The sequence below is a fragment of the Streptomyces sp. NPDC002130 genome (assembly GCF_040296465.1).
Taxonomy (GTDB): domain Bacteria; phylum Actinomycetota; class Actinomycetes; order Streptomycetales; family Streptomycetaceae; genus Streptomyces.
This window is the reverse complement of sequence record NZ_JBEOXI010001009.1, coordinates 1-1225: the sequence shown is the minus strand read 5'-3', so window position 1 is coordinate 1225 and position 1225 is coordinate 1. Positions and strand designations below refer to the sequence as shown.

Below are 1225 nucleotides of genomic sequence, written 5' to 3'. Positions count from 1 at the left end.
GGGCAAACATGTCTCTCAATTCCAGTGTCTTGGGTTTGGTTGCTATCCCCAATTTGATCGCGAGCAGGGAAATTCCGAAGATTCCGACGGTTTTGCCGACGAGAAGGCCGACGACAACCGATTGCCCGACAGGGTCGGTGAAGATGTCGCCGAGTACAGCCGCGTTGATCGGAACACCGGAGGCGAACAGTGCGAAGACGGGGACGCAGAAGCCTGCGGAGTAAGGCTGAATGCGGTGCTCGAGACGGCTACCGGGCGCGTATTCCTCGTCCGGATCACGCCTGACCCGGGTGAGTAAGCCCAGCGCGACGCCCGCGAGTGTGGCGTGTATCCCCGCTTCGTGCATCGCGTACCAGGTCAGTAGTGCCAGCGGGACGTAGAGGAACGGCGTCGTGATGCGTTTGTGTTGAGCGTAGGCGTAGACAGCGAGGGCTGCGGCCGCGGTCAACAGCCACAACATCGCGAGGGAACCGGTGAACAGTACGGCGATGAGGATGATGGCGAGCAGATCGTCGACGACGGCCAGGCTGAGCAGGAAGACTCGGGCGCTCGCGGGGATCTTCGAGCCGGTGAGTGCGAGCACGCCGAGGGCGAAAGCGATGTCCGTCGCGACGGGAATGGCCCAGCCCTTGTCCATGCCTGGCGTGCCGAAACCGATGGACGCCGCGATGATCGCGGGGACCAGGACGCCGCCGCACGCCGCGATGATCGGGAGCATCGCGGCTTTGCGGTCCGCGAGTTCGCCGACCACCAGTTCACGTTTGAGTTCGAGGCCGGCAACGAAGAAGAAGACGGCAAGCAGTCCGTCCTGCGCCCACGTGCCCAAGCTGAGGTCGAGATGGAGTGCGGACGGGCCGATCTGGAAGTCGCGCAGAGCGATGTAGCTCTCACCAAAAGGTGAGTTCACCCAGATCAGAGCGACAGCAGCGGCGATGAGGAGTATCGATCCGCCCACCGTTTCGGTACGGAGATAGCGGGACAGTTCGGAACGCAAAGTGGAGATCACGCGTGGGGACGACCTTTGTTCGTGCACCCGAGTTCGGATGCAACAGACATGAACGTGACCGACGTTGTAAAGCATCGAATGCACGTGCCGACCAGACTTCCCGGCTCACCTTTGCGGGATTTTATCGCGGATCGCCCGCTGAGCCGAATCCGCGAACCGAATTTGCGCCGGAAAACCCCGCGGGTGTTCAATTCCTACTGATTGGGACAGGATCCCACT

1 protein-coding gene is annotated in these 1225 nt (G+C 61.7%); it reads right to left on the bottom strand.

Translation table 11 applies throughout. The annotated features are described in order from the left end of the window. Positions 1-1006, bottom strand: a 1006-nt coding sequence (nhaA, locus tag ABT116_RS47885) for a Na+/H+ antiporter NhaA (protein WP_351647767.1), incomplete at its 3' end; no start/stop codon positions are given. Positions 1007-1225: the final 219 nt, after the last annotated feature.